This is a genomic window from Achromobacter sp. (assembly GCF_049647645.1).
Lineage (GTDB): Bacteria > Pseudomonadota > Gammaproteobacteria > Burkholderiales > Burkholderiaceae_B > Achromobacter.
The window spans coordinates 1-19,129 of sequence record NZ_JBARYB010000045.1 but is presented as its reverse complement, the minus strand read 5'-3'; the positions used below and the strand labels follow the sequence as shown (position 1 = coordinate 19,129).

Genomic DNA, 19,129 nt, shown 5'->3' with positions numbered 1-19,129 from the left:
GCGCCGGCCTGATGTCCCGCCTGGGCAAGCTATGGGAACGTGGTCGGCTGCCCAGCGAATCCGAAGTCCGGCGCCTGTTCGAAGCGCGCCTGACCGACGTGGCCGCCAACAAGCTGGCGCGCCGCTGGTGCGAGCAGTACAGCGCCGCGGACGGCAAGGACCGCCGGCTGATGCTGACGGCGCTGGCGCAGGCGCGCGGCGGCTATGCGGGCGACGGCGGCGAGGGCGTGCGCCTGTTCAAACGCTTCAATGCCCAGCCCCAGGGCCTGCGCTTCCTGGTCGAGCTGCGCGCGGACATGCTGCGCTGGCGCAAGCAGGTGGCGGGCATCCAGACGCTGGACAAGGATCTCGAAGGCCTGCTGTCCGCCTGGTTCGACGTGGGCCTGCTGGAATTGCGGCCGCTGACCTGGGATTCGCCGGCGTCGCTGCTGGAGAAGCTGATTCTCTACGAGGCCGTGCACGAGATTACCTCCTGGGACGACCTGCGCCGCCGTGTCTCGCCGGACCGCCGCTGCTACGCCTACTTCCATCCGCAGATGCCGGGCGTGCCGCTCATCTTCGTGGAAGTGGCCTTCGCCAGCCAGATGGCCGACAACGTGCAGGTGCTGCTGGACAGCACCTTGCCGCCGCAGGACCTGGACAAGGCGCGCTGGGCCATCTTCTATTCCATCTCCAACACGCAGCCCGGCCTGAAGGGCATCAGTTTCGGTAATTTCCTGCTCAAGCGCGTGGTCGAGCAGCTGCTGCATGAGCTGCCCAAGCTGAAGTCCTTCGCCACGCTGTCGCCCATTCCGGGCTTCGCCGACTGGCTGGGCAAGCTGGACGCCGAGGCGGTGGAGGCCATCGTGCGCGAGGACAAGGTGCGTGCCAAGGCGCGCAAGCGCGAGGGCGTGCCCGACGGGCGGCGCTGGGTCGCGCGTTTGGCCAAGGCGGCCCAGGGCAAGGCCGCGGACGTGGTCAAGCGCGCGGGTTTCCGCCTGACGGCCAAGTACCTGCAGTCCATGAAGAACGGCATGCCGGTGGATGCGGTGGCGCGTTTTCACCTGGGCAACGGCGCGCGCATCGAACGGCTCAACTGGGCCGCGGATACCTCTGCCAAGGGGCTCAAGCAGTCCTGCGGCATGATGGTGAACTACCTCTACGACCTCGACGAGCTGGACGACAATCTCGCCCTGCTGGGAGAGGGCAAGCCCCAGGTCAGCCGCGGCGTGGGGCGCGTGGCTTAAGCGCCGCGCTCGCGGCGCAACAACATAAGAAAGAGGGGCAGGAGACATGACGGACAACGTGGCCGGCCGCGTGCTGCTGGAACGCGAGGGCGATCTGGCTTGGGTAACGCTATCGCACCCGGGGCGCCTGAACGCGATCACGGTGGGCATGTGGCACGAACTGCGGGAGGTGTTCACCCGCGTAGCCGATGACGATGCCGTGCGCTGCGTGATCGTGCGCGGCGAGGGCGGCAATTTCGCCGCCGGCGCCGACATCCGCGAATTCCCCGTACAGCGCGGCGACATGGCCGGCGTGCAGCGCTACCACCGCGACGTGCTGGCGCCTGCCTTGCGGGCGGTCGCCTTGTGCCCGCATCCGGTGGTGGCGCAGATCGAGGGCGTGTGCGTGGGTGGCGGCCTGGAGATCGCCAGCCAGTGCGATCTGCGGATCGCCGGCGAGTCGGCGCGTTTCGGCGTGCCGATCAACCGCCTGGGCTTTCCCATGGCGCCCGACGAAATGAGCGGCCTCCTGGCCCTGGTCGGGCGCGCCGCCACGCTGGCCATACTGCTCGAAGGCCGCGTGTTCGGCGCCGAAGAGGCTCGCGAACTGGGCTTGCTGACCCGCATCGTCGCCGACGGCCAGGTGGCCGACGCGGCCAGGCGCAGCGCCGCGCGCATCGCAGCCGGCGCGCCGCTGGCGGCCCGCATCAACAAGCGTCTATCGCGCAGGCTCGTCGCAGGCGGCGGCTTGACCGAAGACGAATACCAGGATTATTTCTCGTACGCCGACAGCCGGGACCACCAGGAGGGCGTGCGCGCCTTTCTGGCCGGCGAAGATCCTTCCTTTTCCGGAGACTAGACAAGGTGAGCAACGCCAATCTATACGCTGTCCTGCAAGGCGGCTTCCCCAAAGACCGCAGCAAGGTCGCGCTGGAAACGCCCGACCTGCAATACACCTGGGACGACATCGATCGCGCCACCGCGTGCCTGGCCAACCTGCTGACCTCGCTGGACCTGCCGGCGGGTTCGCGCGTGGCGGTGCAGGTCGAGAAGTCGCCCGAAGCGCTGTTGCTGTACCTGGCCACGCTGCGCGCTGGCCTGGTGTACCTGCCGCTGAACACGGCTTACCGCGAATCGGAAATCGAGTACTTCCTGGGCAATGCCGAGCCGGCCGTGGTGGTCTGCTCCAGCAAGAACCTGGACTGGGTGCAGCGCGCCGCCGGCAAGGCTGGCACCGCGCACGTGTACACGCTGGACGAGGACCGCAGCGGCACGCTGCTGGATGCCGCCGGCGGCCTGCCGCAGACCTTCAAGACCGTGGCGCGCAAGCCCGATGACCTGGCCGCCATCCTGTACACCTCCGGCACCACCGGACGCAGTAAGGGCGCGATGCTGTCCCACGGCAACCTTGCCGCCAATGCCCGCGTGCTGCACGAGTACTGGGGCTGGCGCTCGGACGACGTGTTGCTGCACATGCTGCCCATCTTCCACGTGCACGGCCTGTTCGTGGCTTCGCACGGCGCCTTGCTGGCCGGCGCCAGGATGATCTGGCTGCCCAAGCTGGACATCGACCAGGCCTTGCACTACCTACCGCAGAGCACGGTAATGATGGGCGTGCCCACGTACTACGTGCGCCTGCTGGCCGATCCGCGTTTCGACCGCGGCGTCTGCGCCAACATGCGCCTCTTCATCTCGGGTTCGGCGCCCTTGCTGGCCGAGACTTTCTCGGACTTCCAGAAGCGCAGCGGCCACGCCATCCTTGAACGCTACGGCATGAGCGAGACGGTCATGCTCACCTCCAACCCCTACGATCCCAAGCTGGGCGAGCGCCTGGCCGGCACCGTGGGCCGCGCCTTGCCGGGCGTGCAGGTGCGCGTGGTGGACGATGCCGGCATCGCGCTCGCGCCGGGCGAGATCGGCAATGTGCAGGTGCGCGGGCCGAACGTGTTCTCGGGCTACTGGCGCATGCCGGAAAAGACCCAGGAGGAGTTCACCGCCGATGGCTGGTTCAAGACCGGCGACGTGGGCCGTTGGGGCGGCGAGTCCGCCGGGCGCGACGTGCCCGCCGACTACCTGTCCATCGTGGGCCGCAGCAAGGACCTGATCATCTCCGGCGGATTCAACGTATATCCCAAGGAAATCGAGACGCTGATCGACGACATGCCCGGCGTGGCCGAATCGGCGGTCATTGGGGTGCCGCATGCCGACTTCGGCGAGGCCGTGGTGGCGGTGGTGGTGCCCAAGAACGGCGTTGCGCTGGACGCGGATGCCATGCAGGCCGAGCTGAAATCGCGCATCGCCAATTTCAAGGTGCCCAAGCGCCTGCACATCGTCGGCGAACTGCCGCGCAACACGATGGGCAAAGTGCAGAAGAACGTGCTGCGCGAAACGTACAAGGCGCTCTGACGCATGCCACGACCGCTTCCCGGTCCGGGGAGCGGTTTTTTTCGGCTAGCGCGCGGCGCGTCCGCGCTGCGCGGGCCATCTTTCAGGAGGTCATGCCCAGACAAAACCGCAGGTCCCAGCAGCCCATCCCATACAAGAACTCAAGAGACGAGACGCACAGAACCGCGCCGTCCCCACGCTGCAGCTAGAGGAGACAATATGAAATATCGCACCACCGCCGCGGCCGTATTCGCCGTGGCCGCCCTGGGTCTGGGCGGCGCTGCCGCCGCGCAATGGCCCGAGCGCCCGATCACGCTGATCGTCCCGTTCCCCGCCGGCGGCGGCACGGACACCTTCGCCCGCCCGCTGGCCCAGCAATTGACCACGCAGTTGGGCCAGCCCGTGGTCATCGACAACAAGGGTGGGGCGGGCGGAACCGTGGGCGCTGGCGTCGCGGCCAAGGCCCGGCCCGACGGCTACACCTTCTTCATGGGCGGCGCGCATCATGCGTTGGCCCCCTCGCTGTACAAAAACCTGAACTACGACATTCAGAAGGACTTCGTGCCGGTCGCCCTGGTCGCGCAGCCGCCGCAGGTCATCGTCATCAATCCGGCCAAGCTGCCGGTGAAGACGGTGCAGGAGCTGATCGACTACGCCAAGAAGCGCCCCGGGGAAATCAACTTCGGCACGGCCGGCAAGGGCAGCACGCACCACCTGGCCGGCGAGCTGTTCGCGATGCAGACCGGCATCAAGCTGGTGGACGTGCCCTACCAGGGTGCCGGGCCCATGCTGTCGGCCCTGATCGGCGGACAGGTGGACCTGGCCTTCGACGGCCTGGGCTCGTCCTCCGGCCACATCCGCTCCGGCACGATCAAGCCGCTGGCGGTGGCCGCCACCGAACGCTCGCAGTCGCTGCCGGACGTACCCACCGCCGCCGAGGCCGGCGTGCCGAATTACGTGGTGTCGACCTGGTACGCGATCTGGGCGCCTGCCGGCACGCCCAAGGAAGCGGTCGACAGGATGAGCGCCGAGATCACCAAGGCCTTGAACGCGCCGAAGATCAAGGAAACCTGGGCCGGCAACGGCTCGGCCGTGCCCACGTTGACAGGGGCCGAGTTCGGCAAGTTCGTCGACAGCGAGGTCGATCGCTGGGCCAAGGTGGTGAAGGATTCGGGGGTCAAGCTAGATTAATGCATCGGTGGACCGGATTTCAATTACTATTGATAATCGTTATCATTGTTGAAATTGCCTTCCGGTCCGTCGAATGCCATGAATCAAAGCGGTTCTCCAGCGCCCATCGAAGGGCTCTACATTCAGCATCAATCCTGGTTGTTTGACTGGCTGCGTAGAAAGACAGGTTGCCCGTTCGACGCGGCCGACCTGACGCACGACACTTATCTGAAGGTGCTGATCCGCGAAGAGGACACGCGTCGCCTGCGCGAACCGCGCGCCTATCTGACGACGATCGCACACGGCTTGATGGTGAACCTGTTCCGCCGCCGCGACATCGAGCGTGCCTATCTGGACGGTCTGGCGCTGCTCGAGGAGGCGTCCGTTCCGTCGCCGGAGCGCCGTGCCCTGGTCCTGGAAGCGCTGATGGAGATTGACCGGCTGCTGGACGGTTTGCCGTCCAAAGTCCGCAAGGCGTTTCTGTTGTCGCAGCTGGAAGGCCTGCGCCATGGCGAGATCGCCGAACGCATGCAGGTCTCGGTCAGCTCGGTGCGCCAGTATCTGGCCCGCGCCATGCAGCATTGCCTGGCGGCCTGGTGAGCCGGCGCGCTGCGGCCCGGGCCGAATTGCCGTCATCCGTCATCCGCGAAGCCAGCGCCTGGTTTGTCCGCCTGGGGGCGGACGACGCCACCGCAACGGACGGCGCAGCCTGTCGCCGCTGGATCGAGGCCGACCCCTTGCACCGGTTGGCCTGGGAACGCGTGGAAATGCTGGGACGCCAGTTTGGCCAGGTCGACCCGCGAGCTGGCCTGGCGGCCCTGGACCGTCCGTCCTCCCGCGGCCGGCGCCAGGCGCTCAAGGCCTTGTCGCTGGCCATGGGCGCGGGCGGATTGACGGCAGCGTCGCTGCCTTGGACGGCATGGACGTCGGACTTTGGCACGGCCGTCGGCGAGCGGCGCGCCGCGACCTTGGACGACGGCAGCGTGTTGACCCTGAATACCGACAGCGCGGCCGATGTGCGCTTTGATGCCACGCAGCGTCTGGTCGTGTTGACCAGGGGCGAGTTGCACATCGCGTCACAGCGCGACCCGCTGGCCCCCGTCCGGCCGCTGGTGGTGGCGACCCCCATGGGCCGGATTACCGCGCTCGGTACGCGCTTCGTTGTCCGCTTGTTGGACGGGGAGACCAGGGTGGCGGTGACCGAAGGCGCGGTCAGGATCGAACCGAGAGCCGGCGGCGCGGGTTCCGCACGGATTGTGGAAGCCGGGGTCGGCACCGGCTTCAATGAGCACGTCGTGCGGAACTTGCGGCCCGCGCCGCACGCCGGCGATTGGGTGCAGGGCGCGCTGTTTGCCGACGGCATGCGCCTGGACGCGTTTGTGGAGGAACTGAGCCGCCATCGCAAGGGCCGGTTGGTGTGCGACCCGGCGGTGGCGGGGCTGCGCATTTCAGGCTCATACCCGCTGGGCGACACCGACCGTATCCTGGCCGCGGTCGAGCGCGCGTTGCCGGTGCGGGCGGACCGCTACACCCGCTATTGGGTGGTGTTGCGGGGGCGCAGTTGAGCGGCTCGGGAAAATTTCCTGGCGCCGCACTGTCACTTTTGAGTTTTCGATTGGCATACGGGTGAATCCTCGATTTTCTTCGCCCGGAACCCAACGATATGTCCCTGCCGTTTTCCTCCACTCACCCTGCCGCGCCGGCGCGCCTGCGCATGAAGGCCCTTGCCGCGCTGGTGCTGGCCGCGATCGCCGGAGCTGCGCTTTCTCCCTTGTCGGTTCAAGCGCAGCCAGGCGCCGCCGCCGAAGTCCGCCACTCCGTCGATGTGCCGGCCGGTTCGCTGGGTGTGGCGCTGTCTGGCTTCGCCCGGCAGACCCAGGTGCTGCTGTCGTTCGATCCCGCCCTGACTTCGGGCATGGAGACCGCGGGCTTGCAAGGGGGCTATGCCGTGGATCAGGGCTTTGCGGCGTTGCTGGCGGGGACCGGGTTGGAAGTCGTGCGCCGCGCGGATGGCGATTACCTGTTGCAGCGCGCGGGCGGTCAGCAAGCCACTCAGCTTGCGCCGGTGGTGGTCCTGGGGGCAGGCGCCACGACTGAAGGCACCGGCGAGTACACCGCTGACTGGATGCGCTCGGCCAACGGCCTGGTGTTGTCGCAGCGCGAGACGCCGCAATCGACCAGCGTGCTGACGCGGCAGCAGATGGACGACCGTTCCATCACGTCGGTGCGCGACGTAATGGAAAACGCCACCGGCATGAATGTGCAGCAGGCGGAGTCCGAGCGCTTGACGTACTACTCGCGCGGATTTTCCATGGACACGTTCCAGTTCGACGGCGTGGTCAAGCCGCTGAACGGCCTCTATCAGTTTGGCGACGGCAACCTGGATCCGGTCATCTACGACCACGTTGAAATCATCCGCGGCGCTACCGGCCTGATGAGCGGCACCGGCAACCCGGGCGGTTCCGTCAACTTCATCCGCAAGCGTCCGGCCCGCGAGTTCCAGGGCGATATCAAGCTCTCGGCCGGGACCGAGGACACCTATCGAGGCGAAGTGGACTTGTCCACGCCGTTCAACGAGTCCGGATCGGTGCGCGGGCGTATCGTCGGCGCCAAGGAACGGCGTGGCGACACCATGGACCTCTACAAGAAAAAGCGCGACGTGCTGTACGGCATCGTTGAGGCCGACGTTGCCGCGAGCACCACCGTCAGCATCGGCGGCTCTTTGCAACGCACGAGGCCCAGCGGCATCAGCTGGGGCGGCTTGCCTGCCCTGGACGCCAACGGCAAGCCTATCGACTGGCCCAAGGGACAGGCCATGGGCGCCAAGTGGTCGCGCTGGGACACGGATTCCCACGAGTATTTCGCGCAGATAGAACATGGCTTCGCCAATGGTTGGAACGCCCGCCTGTCGTACACGCGCCTGGAAAACAAGTTCGACGCGCCGTTGCTCTTCACGTCCGACGTGCCGGTGACGATCGACGGGTTCTCAACGGCGCCATTGCTGCGCAAGTTCGTGGGTGGCAGCGACCAGGATGTGGTTGGCGGCTCCATGGACGGTGATTTCGACGCCTTCGGCCGCCGTCATCAGTTCAACCTGGGCTTCTCCCATTCCATCATCAAGGCATGGAATCAGAGCTGGGACACCTCGGATCAGGCGACATATCCCATTCCCGACGTCAAGAACTGGACTGGCGATTGGCCCGCGCCGAATTGGGACATCCTGGCGCTGTCGCAGACCAATCGCAACAAGCAGACAGGCATTTATGGCACGTTGCGCCTGGGGCTGACCGACAGGCTGCATTTGTTGACCGGCGCGCGCTGGACGCGCTGGGAATCCACCGAGACCAGCTGGGGCGTGACGGGCTACTCGCATACGTATTCCGAGGTTACGCCCTACCTGGGCCTCACCTATGACCTGAACGATACGTACACGGCCTACGCCAGCTACACCAACATCTTCCAGCCGCAGATGGTCAAGACGCAGACCTGGGACATGGCGGGCCCGGCCTATGGCCACAACTATGAAATGGGCCTGAAGGCGTCCTACCTGGACGGCCGGGTGAATGCATCTGTCGCTGTGTTCCAGACCGACCAAAAGGACGTAGCCGAGTACGGCGGCTACGACTACGCGCATGACGACGGCTGGTACTACATTCTGGACGGCACCCGCACGCGCGGCTTCGAGATGGAGCTGGCCGGGGAAGTGACGCCGGGCTGGAATGTGTTCCTGGGCTACACGTATCGCCAGTCCAAGGACAACAATGGCAAGAAGGTGCAGACCACTCAGCCCGAACAGTTGCTGAAGCTGAGCACGGCGTACCGGCTGCCGGGCGAGCTGAACAAGTTGACCGTGGGCGGCGGCGTGCGCTGGCAGAGCCAGACGAGCGCACAGACCTACTACGGCTTGCAGTCCGGCTCCATTGTGCAGAAGCCATATGCCTTGTTCGACCTGATGGCGCAATACAACTTTTCGGACAAGACGCAGTTGCAGCTCAACGTGCGCAACCTGGCCGACAAGAAGTACTACCGGTCCATGGGCTTCTACAACTCGGTTTTCTATGGCGAGGGCCGGACCGCGCTGCTCACGCTGACGCAGCGCTTCTAGTCCCCGACCGCTAGCGCCATTCGCTCGCCAGGCTGAGCTTGGCCTGCTGATCGCGCGTCAGCGTCAGGCTGGCCGCCTTGACCAGTTCGTCCAGTTGCTCCAGCGAGGTCGCGCTGACGATGGGCGAGGTGATGCCGGGCTGCGCGATCTGCCAGGCCAGGGCGGCCTGGGCGGGCGTGCAGCCGGCGTCCTCGGCCACTTCGTCCAGCGCCTTCAGGATGCGGTAGCCGCGGTCGTTGAGATAGGTCTCGACGATCTTGCGGCCGCGCGGGCTCTTGCCCGCATCGGCCGGGCTGCGGTACTTGCCGCTGAGGAATCCGCTGGCCAGCGCGTAATAGTTGATCGTGCCCATCTGCTGTGTCTTCACCAGGCTTTGCAGTCCGGATTCGAAGGGCTCGCGGCGGTACAGGTTGTACTCGGGCTGGATGCTCTCGTAGCGCGGCAGGCTGTGCCGCTCGCTGGCGATCAGCGCTTCGGACAGCCGCACCGAGGTGTAGTTGGATGCGCCGATGGCGCGCACCTTGCCGGATTCGATATGCTTGGCGTATTCGGCCAGGGTATCGGTCAGCGGCGTGTCCGGATCGTCCTGGTGCGATTGGTACAGGTCGATGTGATCCGTCTGCAGCCGGGCCAGGGAAGCTTCCAGCGAGCGGCGGATATAGGCGGGCGCCAGGCCCTTGGCGTCCGGCCCCATCTCCATGCCGACCTTGGTGGCGATGAGCACGCGGTCGCGCTTGCCCGAGCGTTTGAGCCATTTGCCGATCAGGGCTTCGGATTCGCCACCCTGGTTGTCCTGGACCCAGCGGGAATACACGTCCGCCGTGTCGATGAAGTTCAGGCCGGCATCCACCAACGCGTCCAGCAGCGAGTAGGTGCCGGCTTCGTCGACGGTCCAGCCGAAGACGTTGCCGCCGAAGGTGAGCGGAGGAATCTGCAGGCCGGAGCGGCCCAATGCGCGTTTGATCATGGTGTGGCCTCTGGATGCTGCGGGTGGCGGCTGGGAAGAAGTCCGGTTTCTGCGGGTCCGGCCGATGCGATTCCGGGCTTTTTCAGTATATTTACGCCGCTGCGCCCCGTCGCGGGGCATCCTGTTCCGGCATGCACCATTTCAGGGATTCCCCCCAAACTTTTTGGGGTGGCGGCAAGTTAGACTATACGGCTTTACGGCTAGTCCGGCCGGCGGGGAGCCGCCAGCGGCGCCGTAATAATGAGCAAAAACAAGGGTTCAAGGAGCTTACCTATGCTGATCGGAAAAAAACATTTTCTGACGGTTGGCGCCATGGCGCTGGCGATGGCTATCGCCGCGCCAGTGGCCGCGCAGCAGAAGTCGGTGGCGGTCACCGCCATCGTCGAGCATCCGGCGCTGGACGCCGTGCGTGACGGGGTGCAGGACGCCCTCAAGCAAGCCGGCTACGAGCCGGGCAAGAACCTGAAGTGGCAATACCAGAGCGCCCAGGGCAACAACGGCACCGCCGCCCAGATCGCGCGCAAGTTCGTCGGCGACAAGCCCGACGCCATCGTCGCGATCGCCACGCCCTCGGCCCAGGCCGTCGTCGCGGCCACCAAGGACGTGCCGGTGGTGTATTCCGCCGTGACCGATCCGGTCGCCGCCCAGCTGGTCGCCAGCATGGACGCCTCGGGCACCAACGTGACCGGCGTGTCGGATCTGCTGGCCCTGGACAAGCAGGTCGAACTGATCAAGAAAATCGTCCCCAACGCCAAGCGCGTGGGCATCGTCTACAACCCGGGCGAAGCCAACTCGGTCGTGGTCGTGAAGAAGTTGCAGGAAATCCTGCCGAAGTCGGGTATGAGCCTGGTCGAAGCGGCCGCGCCGCGCTCGGTGGACGTGGCTTCCGCGGCCCGCAGCCTGATCGGCAAGGTCGACGTCATCTACACCAACACCGACAACAACGTCGTGTCGGCCTATGAGTCGCTGGTCAAGGTCGGCAACGACGCCAAGATCCCGCTGATCGCGTCCGACACCGATAGCGTCAAGCGCGGCGGCATCGCCGCCCTGGGCATCAATTACCGCGACCTGGGCGTGCAGACGGGCAAGGTGGTGGTGCGCATCCTCAAGGGCGAGAAGCCCGGCGCCATCCCCTCGGAAACGATCTCCAAGCTCGAGCTCTACGTGAATCCGGGCGCCGCTGCCAAGCAGGGCGTGACCCTGTCCGACGCGATCATCAAGTCGGCCGCGGTGGTTGTGAAGTAATAATCAGCCGTACCTGCCCCGCCATGCCCACCCGGCGTGAGCGGGGTTTGTTTTATGTTTTGGTGTCTTGCCTTACCCCATGGTCTTCAGGGCGGCAGCATTCACAAGATGCTCGCGGCCCGGCGCAATGTGCTGGTCTTGAATGGTCGGCGGCCCGCCTTACGGCGTCGAGCCCGCCCGGCGTTTTTGCTCCCTGAATGGTCCTGCAGACTCCTGCTGGCGGCCTTGCCGCCCGGCACGGGAACGCTTTGGCAGGAAACGAGAGAAAATCCCGCGCCGAGAAACGTTTCTTGCGAAAGCTGGGGTAAAACTGACCCCGAAACGCAAGATATCCGACGTTGCAACTCTTTAATATGCTCGTTTCTTGCCTTCGTGCAACTTCTTAATATGCTCGCTTCTTACTGATTGGATTTGACCCATGTCATTGTTCTCGTTGTTAGGCGCGTTGGAGATCGGCCTGATCTTCAGCCTGGTGGCTCTGGGCGTGTTTATCTCTTTCCGCCTGCTGCGCTTCCCGGACCTGACCGTTGACGGTAGTTTCCCGCTGGGCGGCGCGGTCTGTGCCACGCTGATCGCCTCGGGCACCGACCCGTTCCTGGCCACCATCATTGCCACGATCGCTGGCGCCGCGGCCGGACTGGTTACCGGCTGGCTGAACGTGAAGCTGAAGATCATGGATCTGCTGGCCAGCATCCTGATGATGATCGCGCTGTACTCGGTCAACCTGCGCATCATGGGCAAGCCCAACGTTCCCCTGATCACCGAATCCACCGTATTCACGGTCCTGCAGCCCGAATGGCTGTCGGACTATGTCGCCCGGCCGCTGATCCTGATCGTGATCGTGATCCTGGCCAAGCTGGCGCTGGACTGGTTCTTCGCCACGCAGACCGGTCTGGCCGTGCGCGCCACCGGGTCCAATGGACGCATGGCCCGCGCCCAGGGCGTCAATACCGGCCGCATGATCCTGGGCGGCATGGCGCTGTCCAACGCGCTGGTGGCGCTGGCGGGTGCGCTGTTCGCCCAGACCCAGGGCGGCTCGGACATTTCCATGGGCATCGGCACCATCGTCATCGGCCTGGCCGCCGTGATCGTGGGCGAAAGCATCCTGCCGTCGCGCAAGCTGGTGCTGGCAACGCTGGCCGTCATCATCGGCGCCATCGTCTACCGCTTCTTCATCGCGCTGGCGCTGAATAGCGATTTCATCGGCCTGAAGGCGCAAGACCTGAACCTCGTCACCGCGGTGCTGGTCACGATTGCCCTGGTCATTCCCATGCTCAAGCGCCGCCTCCTCGGCAAGAAGGGGAGCTGAATATGTTGTCCGCAAAAGACCTCAAGATCACATTCAACGCGGGTACGCCCATCGAAACCCGCGCCTTGCGCGGCCTGTCGCTGGAGATACCCTCGGGCCAGTTCGTGACTGTCATCGGCTCCAACGGCGCCGGCAAATCCACGTTTCTGAATGCGGTCTCCGGCGATCTGCCGGTTGATTCCGGCCGCATCGACATCAACGGTGTCGACGTCACGCGCCAGCCCGTGTGGGCGCGCGCAGGCCGCGTGGCCCGCGTGTTCCAGGACCCGATGGCGGGTACCTGCGAAGACCTGACCATCGAAGAAAACATGGCGCTGGCGCAGATGCGCGGCGCGCGCCGCGGCTACAGCCGCGCGGTCAAGGCCTCCATGAAGGAAGGCTTCCGCGAGCGTCTGGCCACGCTGGGCCTGGGCCTGGAAAGCCGCCTGAGCGACCGTATCGGCCTGTTGTCGGGCGGCCAGCGCCAGGCGGTCAGCCTGCTGATGGCGGCCTTGCAGCCTTCGCGCATCCTGCTGCTGGACGAGCACACCGCGGCGCTGGACCCGCGCACGGCGGACTTCGTGCTGCAACTGACCGCGCGCATCGTCGCAGAAAGCCAGCTCACCACCATGATGGTGACGCACAGCATGCGCCAGGCGTTGGACGTGGGCGACCGCACCGTCATGCTGCACCAGGGGCAGGTGGTGCTGGACGTGTCGGGCGACGAACGCCGCGGCATGGATGTGCCGGACCTGCTGGCCATGTTCGAGCGCGTGCGCGGCGAAAAGATCTCGGACGACGCCTTGCTGCTGGGTTGATCGTCAGGCGCCGGCTGCGTGAATCGCGGCCGGCTCCCGCAGGCCCGTGGGAGGCCGCTAGGTGCCCACCGGCCCTAGATGAATCGGCCAGGCCGGAACGCCTCGTGGCGCGGTGCGCCGTCGCCGTCGCACATGAGTTCGCCCAGTATCTTCGCCGTGCCGGGCGCGGTGCTGAAGCCGATGTGCTGATGCCCCAGCGCCAGCCACAGGCCAGGATGGCGCGGCGCCTCGCCTATCATCGGCCGGCTGTCGGGCAGCGTCGGACGCCGCCCCAGCCACGCCTCCGGATCCAGCCGCCGGTCCAGCGGAAACGCCTCGCGGGCCCGCGCTTCCGCCAGGTCCAGCTGCAGGGGCCGGGCGGGCGCCTCGCAGGCGTCCAGCTCCACGCCCGTGGTCAGACGCAGCCCGCGCGCCATGGGCGACAGCACGTAGCCGCCGCCGGTGTCGTAGACGGGACGCGTCAGGCTGGCGCCGTCCACACCGCTGAAATGCATGTGATAGCCGCGTTCGAACGCCATGGGCAGGTCTATGCCCGTCGTCTTCAGCAGCTTCTTCGACCAGGGGCCCAGCGCCACCACCAACTGGTCGGCGGCCAGCGAGTCGGCCCCTTGCGAGCCTTGCACGATCCAGCGCTGGCCGTCGCGGCGGATGGCGTCCGCCGTCAGCCGCTTGAACGTGCCGCCAGAGCGTAGGAACAGGTCTGCATAGGCCGCGACCACCTGGTGCGGATCATCGACGGAGTACGAGCCCTGGATCCACAGTGCGCGCTGGAAGATCGGCGCGAGTGCGGGTTCGATCTCCGCGAGTTCCGCGGGCTGCAGGGTCTGGGTCGGCACCTGGTACTGGGCAAAGGTCTTGCGGGACAGCTCGCCGCTGTTCCAGCCTTGTTCCGACCGGTACAGGAATATCCAGCCGGTATCGCGCAGACGGTGCGCCGCGCCGGATTCGTGCAGCAGCCGCAGATGCTCGGGCGCCGATAGCCGGATCAGGCCGTCCAGCGCCGCCACGGTCTGCTTGAACACGGCCGGCCGGGCATTGAGCAGGAAACGGGCCGCCCAGCCCAGGTTTTGCGCCAGGTAGCTCAGCTTGTAGCGGAACTGGACGGTGTCGTTTTTCAGCAGCCGGGGCAGTTGCGCCCACAAGCCTGGATGGTTGAACGGCATCAGCGAACTGCGGGCGATCACCCCCGCGTTGCCTAGCGAGGTTTCCAGGCCCGGCTCCTGCCGGTCGACGAGCGTGATCGACAGGCCGCGCCGTTGCAATTCCAGGGCGCAGCATACGCCCACGATACCCGCGCCGAGGACGATGACTTGCTTTCCCATGTTTTTATCTGAGTTCAGTCCAGAGGGGCCGTGATGCCGGCAGGCTCGCGGAATTGTATTGCAGGGCGGGTCCGCGCGACGGGGAAAAAGGCGGCGCGCGAGCTTCAGGCCTGTGGCTTCTGGCCGAGGATCCGGCCGGCCGCGGCGACGCCCCACCAAGAGGCTTCCTCGAACACGGAATAGCCCGACAGGTCAGCGTGCGCGAACAGCACCGGGCCGTCCACGTCGCGCAGGGCCGCTAGGCCCGGATTGGACAGGTAGCCGCATACCGGCGTCGCCATGGCGTGGCCGCGCACCGTGATCTCCAGCTGGCGCGCATGGCGCCAGAACTCCTCGCCGTAGGCCGCGACCAGATCGGACGCGGCTTCGGCCCGCAGTTCTTGCGGGCTGGCGCGGGTCAGCCATTCGCGCGCCGCCAGGGGCGTCTGGCTGCTGAGCGCGTGGTAGGCCGTGAAGACGCTGCGCGGCGAGCGCGCCACGCGCAGCAGCTGATGCGTGGACACCACGTAGCCCAGCGCCTTTCCCTGATAGACCACGTTGTCCCAGGATAGCGGTTCGCCAGAGGCCTCGGCCGGGTAGCCGTCCATCACGAAGTTCGACACCATCCAGGGCGCGTGCGGCGGCGCGTGCACCGCCGGGTCGTAGCCATAGGCACGGATGTCGGGCAGGATGCGCTGGGCCACGAACAGCGGCATCGCGCATACGGCGCGGCGGGCTTGCACCGTGTAGGCGGCGGGCGCGGGGGCCGAGGTCAAGCAGGTGACCAGCGCGCCGGCAGCCGTGTCCTGCACCCGGACCGCGGTGCCCGCCGCCAGCCAACCGGCATGGCCGAGCTTGCGCGTGATGGCCTCGCGCATGCGCTGCAACAGCGTGGACAGGCCGCCGGGCCAGGTCAGCACGGCGCCTTCGCCCGCGTTGGCGGCGTGGCCGTCGCGGCTGGCGAAATAGTGCAGGCCGGCCCAGGCCGAGACCACGTCGTATTGCGCGCCGTAGTCGTCGCGGCAGCAGTAGTTCAGATACCAGTGCAAGGCGGGCGAGGTATAGCCTTCGCGGTCCAGCCATTGTTTGAACGTGATCGCGTCGAGCGCGCGCCAGGCCGGGTCCAGGGACGAAAGCGTGAGCGGGATGCTGAAGACCTTGCGGCCGTCGTTGCCGGTCTGCGTGTGCAGGCGCTCGATCACGGCAAGAAACTTGCGGTGCTGGGCCAGATCCTCTTCCGGCAACCCGCTCATGGGCAGCAGGCTGTCTTCCCAGTGGCCGCCGCGCAGCAGGCGCTCCTGGGGGGAATGCACCAGCGCGGCTTCGTCGTAGTAGGGGCGGGCCTCGTGGGCGCCGCGCTCGATGATGCCGAAGTCGGCCAGCATCTCGCGCACATGCGTGGACGCCAGCGAGGGTAGCGGCAGGTAATGCGCGCCCAGGGGGTAATCCAGTCCGTCGCGCAGGCCGGCGGCGGCATTGCCTTCGAGTTCGGGGCCTTGCACCACCAGGAAATCCGTGTGTCCTTCGCGCGCCAGCTTCCAGGCGCAGGACAGGCCCGCCACGCCTGAGCCCAGTATCACGACGTCGCGCTGGTGGCTGGCCGAGGGCTGGGGCCAGGCCGCGCCGTCGCGCAAGGCGTGGCCCGCCTGCATCCCCGGGTAATGGATTTCCGGCGTGGTCTCGACAATGCGCGAACGGTAGTAGCCGGCGGTGCCGGCTATCGCGGCCGTGGCCGCGCCCAAAAGGAAGCTGCGCCGCCGCATCAGCGGATGACCTTGCGCCAGTCCTCGTCGAAGTAGCGCACGAGCGACTGCTCGTTCAGGCGGTTCGGAGGCATCGCCAGCGCCGGCATGTCGGCCGGAAAATGGAACAGCTCGCGCGTCGTGACCGGGTCCAGGTAGCGCGTGGGCACGGTGATCTTGGCGGGCGGCTCGTAATCGCGGCGCTTGCTGGCCAGGATGAAGCCCCAGTCGCCGAAGGACGGCACATAGGTATGGTACGGCCAGGTGTTCAGGCCAGCCTCCTTCAAAGTGGCATCGACGCTCCAGAACGAGCGCGGCGCGAAGTAGGGCGAGGTGGACTGCACCACCATGTAGCCGTTCTCGGCCAGGTGGCGCGCCATCAGGTGATAGACCGGCACCGAGTACAGGCGGCCCAGGCCGAAGTTGGACGGATCGGGAAAATCCACCACGATGTAGTCATAGACCTCGGCATGGGTTTCCAGCCAGCGGCCGGCGTCGTCGTTGACGACCGTGACCCGGGGATCCTTCAGCGACCCCTGGTTCAGCTTGACCAGCGGCTCGGAACGCGAGAACAGGCCGGTCATGGCCGGGTCCAGGTCCACCAGCGTCACGTGTTCGATATTCTTGTACTTGAGGATTTCGCGCACCGCCAGGCCGTCGCCGCCGCCCAGCACCAGCACGTTGCGCGCCCAGGGCAGGGCTTGCAGGCCGGGATGCACCAGCGCCTCGTGATAGCGATGCTCGTCGCGCGACGAGAACTGCAGGTTGCCGTTGATGTACAGGCGCAGGTCGTCATGCCAGCGCGTGACTACCAGCCGCTGGTACTGGGTGGTTTCCGCATGCACCACGTCGTCCCCGTACAGGCCTTTCTCGGCCCAGGCCGTCATGCTGCCGGAATAGATGAAGCCCAGCCCCAGGAAGCCGATCACCACGCTGGCGCGGATGGCTTTTTCACCGGGACGGTGAAGCTCCGCGCGGAACAGCCAGGTGGTCCACAGCGCCACGCTGGCGTTCAGCATGCCGAACAGGAAGCTGGTGCGCAGCAGTCCGAGCTTGGGGGCGAGCAACAGCGGGAACACCAGCGAGACGGCCAGCGCCCCCAGGTAGTCGAAGGTCAGCACGCGGCTGACGATTTCGCGGAACTCGGTCTTGCGCTGGTTGAACACCCGCATCACCAGCGGGATCTCCATGCCGACCATCAGGCCGATGAGGAACACGCCTACGTAGAGGGCTGCGCGGAAGGGGGCGGCCATCCATGCGAAGACCAGGAACAGCACCGCGGCGGAGACGCCGCCCAACAGGGCGACCAGCAGCTCCACATCGATGAAGCGATTCAAAACGTCTTCGTCTTTTACATATTTTGACAACCACGAGCCTATGCCCATGGCGAACAGATAGCAGCCGATGACGGAGGAGAACTGCAGTATCGAATCCCCCAGCAAATAGCTGGCGAGCGCGCTGCTGATGAGCTCATAGCCCAAACCGCAGGAGGCGACGATCAATACCGAAAGAATGAGAACGCGGTCGCGCATGGAGTGTCCGACACGAAAAATGCGTTCGCAGTATATCGAACGCGGCGTATATACTGCGCGCAATTGGGAGGGTGGCAATGGGAGAAGCAATGCATCCGGTGGTGACCTATCTTGTCTACATGGTGTCGGCGCTTGCCATGCTGGGCGTCTTCACCTTGGTCTACACGGCCGTCACGCGCTACAAGGAATTCGAGCTGATCCGCGAAGGCAATATTGCCGCCGTGCTGTCCTATGGCGGCGCGCTGGTGGGCTTCAGCTTCACCTTGTGCTCCAGCATTGCGATCCATGCCAGCTATGCCATGTTCCTGCTGTGGGGCCTGGCCGCCATGCTGGTCCAGATCGTCGTGTACGTGGGGGTGTCCCAGGCAGTCCGCGGCATGAACGAGGCCATCGAAGAAAACAACATCGCCATGGGCGGACTGATCGGGTCGATTTCGGTCGCCGCCGGCATCGTCAATGCGGCTTGCCTGACCTGACACAGGCTGGCGCGCCGAACCCGATCTGACAGGAGAACGACTCATGAGTCTCGGTTCATTCATCCGCAAGCAGTTCATCGATATCCTGCAATGGAACGAGGATCGCGACGGCGTGCTCGCCTGGCGCCATCCCATGCAGGATTTCGAAATCCAGTACGGCGCCAGCCTGACCGTGCGCGAGTCGCAGATGGCGGTGTTCGTCAATGAAGGCAAGGTGGCCGACGTGTTTGGCCCCGGCATGTACAAGCTGACCACGCAGACGCTGCCGATCCTGACCTACCTGAAGAACTGGGACAAGCTGTTCGAGTCCCCCTTCAAGTCGGATGTGATCTTCTTCAGCACTCGCCTGCAGCTGGGCCGGCGCTGGGGTACGGCCCAGCCGGTGACGCTGCGCGACAGCGAATTCGGCATGGTGCGCCTGCGCGCCTTCGGCGTGTATTCCTACCAGATCGCCGATCCCGCCAAGTTCTACCGCGAGATCAGCGGCACGCGCGACGAATACACCGTGGACGACCTGGAGGCGCAACTGCGCAACATGGTGGTCGCGGCGATGACGACGGCGCTGGGCGGCTCCAAGGTGCCGTTCCTGGACATGGCCGGCAACCAGGGGCTGATGTCGCAGAGCATCAGCGAGCAGCTGGCGCCGGTGTTCGACCGCTACGGCGTCAAGCTGGACAACTTCACGGTCGAAAACGTTTCGCTGCCGGAAGAGTTGCAGAAGGCGTTGGACACACGGATCTCCATGGGCATGGCCGGCGACCTGGGCAAGTTCACCCAGTACCAGACCGCCACGGCCATCCCGATGGCGGCGCAGAACGAGGGCGGCATCGCCGGCATCGGCGCGGGCCTGGCGGCTGGCGCGGCGCTGGGCCAGACCATGGCCGCGGGCCTGGCC

General features: G+C 66.0%; 16 protein-coding genes. 12 read left to right on the top strand and 4 right to left on the bottom strand.

All coding sequences use genetic code 11. The annotated features are described in order from the left end of the window. The 7 genes from WBB14_RS04250 to WBB14_RS04220 all read left to right on the top strand — a co-directional run. Window positions 1–1,226 (top strand): malonyl-CoA decarboxylase domain-containing protein (locus WBB14_RS04250; RefSeq protein WP_424238705.1); only part of this gene is annotated, 1,226 nt, incomplete at its 5' end. A 46-nt stretch (window positions 1,227–1,272) separates the two neighbouring features. Further along, entirely contained in the window at window positions 1,273–2,064 is a 792-nt protein-coding gene (locus WBB14_RS04245) for an enoyl-CoA hydratase/isomerase family protein (RefSeq protein WP_424238704.1), read from the top strand. A gap of 5 nt (window positions 2,065–2,069) precedes the next feature. Then, window positions 2,070–3,611, top strand: a complete 1,542-nt coding sequence (locus WBB14_RS04240) for a malonate--CoA ligase (protein ID WP_424238703.1) — start codon at window positions 2,070–2,072, stop codon at window positions 3,609–3,611. A 198-nt stretch (window positions 3,612–3,809) separates the two neighbouring features. After that, window positions 3,810–4,781 (top strand): Bug family tripartite tricarboxylate transporter substrate binding protein, encoded by a 972-nt coding sequence (locus WBB14_RS04235; protein WP_424238702.1) that lies wholly within the window; start codon window positions 3,810–3,812, stop codon window positions 4,779–4,781. A 78-nt stretch (window positions 4,782–4,859) separates the two neighbouring features. Further along, window positions 4,860–5,360, top strand: coding sequence for a sigma-70 family RNA polymerase sigma factor (locus tag WBB14_RS04230; RefSeq protein ID WP_424238701.1), 501 nt, complete (start codon window positions 4,860–4,862; stop codon window positions 5,358–5,360). Next, window positions 5,357–6,325, top strand: a complete 969-nt coding sequence (locus tag WBB14_RS04225) for a FecR domain-containing protein (protein ID WP_424238700.1) — start codon at window positions 5,357–5,359, stop codon at window positions 6,323–6,325. Before WBB14_RS04230 ends, WBB14_RS04225 begins: the two co-directional genes overlap by 4 nt. 98 nt (window positions 6,326–6,423) lie before the next feature. Beyond that, window positions 6,424–8,865, top strand: coding sequence for a TonB-dependent siderophore receptor (locus tag WBB14_RS04220; protein ID WP_424238699.1), 2,442 nt, complete (start codon window positions 6,424–6,426; stop codon window positions 8,863–8,865). A 10-nt stretch (window positions 8,866–8,875) separates the two neighbouring features. Here the strand turns inward: WBB14_RS04220 and WBB14_RS04215 are convergent, their stop codons facing one another. After that, on the bottom strand, window positions 8,876–9,832 hold the full coding sequence (locus tag WBB14_RS04215) for an aldo/keto reductase (protein WP_424238698.1): 957 nt from the start codon (window positions 9,830–9,832) through the stop codon (window positions 8,876–8,878). A gap of 273 nt (window positions 9,833–10,105) precedes the next feature. Here WBB14_RS04215 and WBB14_RS04210 point away from each other — a divergent pair, with 273 nt between their 5' ends. The 3 genes from WBB14_RS04210 (at window position 10,106) to WBB14_RS04200 (ending at window position 13,183) form a co-directional block, all read left to right on the top strand. Next, window positions 10,106–11,077, top strand: a complete 972-nt coding sequence (locus tag WBB14_RS04210; RefSeq protein WP_013395028.1) for an ABC transporter substrate-binding protein — start codon at window positions 10,106–10,108, stop codon at window positions 11,075–11,077. A gap of 418 nt (window positions 11,078–11,495) precedes the next feature. After that, entirely contained in the window at window positions 11,496–12,386 is an 891-nt protein-coding gene (locus WBB14_RS04205; RefSeq protein ID WP_424238697.1) for an ABC transporter permease, read from the top strand. A gap of 2 nt (window positions 12,387–12,388) precedes the next feature. Then, a complete protein-coding gene (locus tag WBB14_RS04200; protein ID WP_424238696.1) occupies window positions 12,389–13,183 on the top strand; it encodes an ABC transporter ATP-binding protein in 795 nt (264 codons plus the stop codon). A gap of 74 nt (window positions 13,184–13,257) precedes the next feature. On the opposite strand, the gene WBB14_RS04195 is transcribed toward WBB14_RS04200, so the two are convergent. From WBB14_RS04195 to WBB14_RS04185, 3 genes are all read right to left on the bottom strand, one after another. Further along, window positions 13,258–14,505, bottom strand: coding sequence for an NAD(P)/FAD-dependent oxidoreductase (locus WBB14_RS04195; protein WP_424238695.1), 1,248 nt, complete (start codon window positions 14,503–14,505; stop codon window positions 13,258–13,260). A 104-nt stretch (window positions 14,506–14,609) separates the two neighbouring features. Continuing rightward, window positions 14,610–16,247, bottom strand: a complete 1,638-nt coding sequence (locus WBB14_RS04190) for an NAD(P)-binding protein (RefSeq protein WP_424238694.1) — start codon at window positions 16,245–16,247, stop codon at window positions 14,610–14,612. Next, window positions 16,247–17,758, bottom strand: a complete 1,512-nt coding sequence (locus tag WBB14_RS04185; RefSeq protein ID WP_424238693.1) for a polyamine aminopropyltransferase — start codon at window positions 17,756–17,758, stop codon at window positions 16,247–16,249. The genes WBB14_RS04190 and WBB14_RS04185 overlap by 1 nt, the downstream gene beginning before the upstream one ends. Before the next feature lie 89 nt (window positions 17,759–17,847). Here WBB14_RS04185 and WBB14_RS04180 point away from each other — a divergent pair, with 89 nt between their 5' ends. Beyond that, entirely contained in the window at window positions 17,848–18,234 is a 387-nt protein-coding gene (locus tag WBB14_RS04180; RefSeq protein ID WP_424238706.1) for a DUF350 domain-containing protein, read from the top strand. Window positions 18,235–18,277: 43 nt separating this feature from the next. Continuing rightward, window positions 18,278–19,129 (top strand): SPFH domain-containing protein (locus tag WBB14_RS04175; RefSeq protein WP_424238692.1); only part of this gene is annotated, 852 nt, incomplete at its 3' end.

Excerpts from the sequence above, each read along its gene's own strand:
- WBB14_RS04245 (WP_424238704.1), top strand. The coding sequence starts at position 1,273 with ATGACGGACAACGTGGCCGGCCGCGTGCTGCTGGAACGCGAGGGCGAT.
- WBB14_RS04235 (WP_424238702.1), top strand. The coding sequence starts at position 3,810 with ATGAAATATCGCACCACCGCCGCGGCCGTATTCGCCGTGGCCGCCCTG.
- WBB14_RS04230 (WP_424238701.1), top strand. The coding sequence starts at position 4,860 with ATGAATCAAAGCGGTTCTCCAGCGCCCATCGAAGGGCTCTACATTCAG.
- WBB14_RS04220 (WP_424238699.1), top strand. The coding sequence starts at position 6,424 with ATGTCCCTGCCGTTTTCCTCCACTCACCCTGCCGCGCCGGCGCGCCTG.
- WBB14_RS04215 (WP_424238698.1), bottom strand. The coding sequence starts at position 9,832 with ATGATCAAACGCGCATTGGGCCGCTCCGGCCTGCAGATTCCTCCGCTC.
- WBB14_RS04210 (WP_013395028.1), top strand. The coding sequence starts at position 10,106 with ATGCTGATCGGAAAAAAACATTTTCTGACGGTTGGCGCCATGGCGCTG.
- WBB14_RS04205 (WP_424238697.1), top strand. The coding sequence starts at position 11,496 with ATGTCATTGTTCTCGTTGTTAGGCGCGTTGGAGATCGGCCTGATCTTC.
- WBB14_RS04200 (WP_424238696.1), top strand. The coding sequence starts at position 12,389 with ATGTTGTCCGCAAAAGACCTCAAGATCACATTCAACGCGGGTACGCCC.
- WBB14_RS04195 (WP_424238695.1), bottom strand. The coding sequence starts at position 14,505 with ATGGGAAAGCAAGTCATCGTCCTCGGCGCGGGTATCGTGGGCGTATGC.
- WBB14_RS04190 (WP_424238694.1), bottom strand. The coding sequence starts at position 16,247 with ATGCGGCGGCGCAGCTTCCTTTTGGGCGCGGCCACGGCCGCGATAGCC.
- WBB14_RS04185 (WP_424238693.1), bottom strand. The coding sequence starts at position 17,758 with ATGCGCGACCGCGTTCTCATTCTTTCGGTATTGATCGTCGCCTCCTGC.
- WBB14_RS04180 (WP_424238706.1), top strand. The coding sequence starts at position 17,848 with ATGCATCCGGTGGTGACCTATCTTGTCTACATGGTGTCGGCGCTTGCC.